Raw genomic sequence first — 730 nt, forward strand, 5'->3', positions numbered from 1 at the left:
ATTCGGTGCAGGTTCATCCTGGATGACCGAAACGCGGTAAGTTCGACGGATGGCGTTAACTTACCCTCCCAGAACCTGGGAACATTCTGGGCAGCCTGTTACCAGAACGGGCTGCAGACTGTCGACGGTGAGAGTGGTCAACTCGACCCGGACAACATAATTGCCATCAAGGCTGCGGGCCACTTTGGCAACGTAGTCCTTGACCTGGAAAACGCCAAGTTACGCCAGGACGGATTCGATGGTGTCGAATGCGATGGAGACATTTACCTTTGGATGAAGAATTCGGACGCCACTGAAAACGACACGCTCGTTTGGCGTATCTTCATCGAATTAGATGGGCGCTGGGTTAAACTAGACCCACTTTGAGCCGATGAATATGCAAGATTCTTCGGAGGTCCAGGAAGAGGTAGATCTGGCTGCAGCTTCTCCGCCAGGAGGTGCTGCCGCAGATCTGCCGAATAACTTCGTTCAACAATGGACGAAGATAGTCCTGGTCCTGGCCGTTACCCTGGCAACATTAAATGGTGTCCAGGTGGCCCCGATACTATGAGTCTGCCCGCCAGGAGTGAAGGGTGAGCATCATGGCTGACGCTGACCAGCCACAGACTCACCAGGCTACCTTGTTCGGGGGACCCCCCGCAATGCCTGTGCCTGCCTCCAGGCGGCCAGGAATATTCTCCGCAAGATTCGTGAGCATCACAACCGTGCAGAGCGAACAATCGAGCGCTAC

General features: G+C 54.8%; 1 protein-coding gene. It reads left to right on the plus strand.

The window, feature by feature from the left end:
• Nucleotides 1-366, plus strand: a 366-nt coding sequence (locus C438_RS19480) for a hypothetical protein (RefSeq protein ID WP_160166861.1), incomplete at its 5' end; no start/stop codon positions are given.
• Between the last annotated feature and the right edge of the window lie 364 nt (nt 367-730).

The sequence above is a fragment of the Haloferax denitrificans ATCC 35960 genome (genome assembly GCF_000337795.1).
In the GTDB taxonomy this organism is placed as follows: domain Archaea; phylum Halobacteriota; class Halobacteria; order Halobacteriales; family Haloferacaceae; genus Haloferax; species Haloferax denitrificans.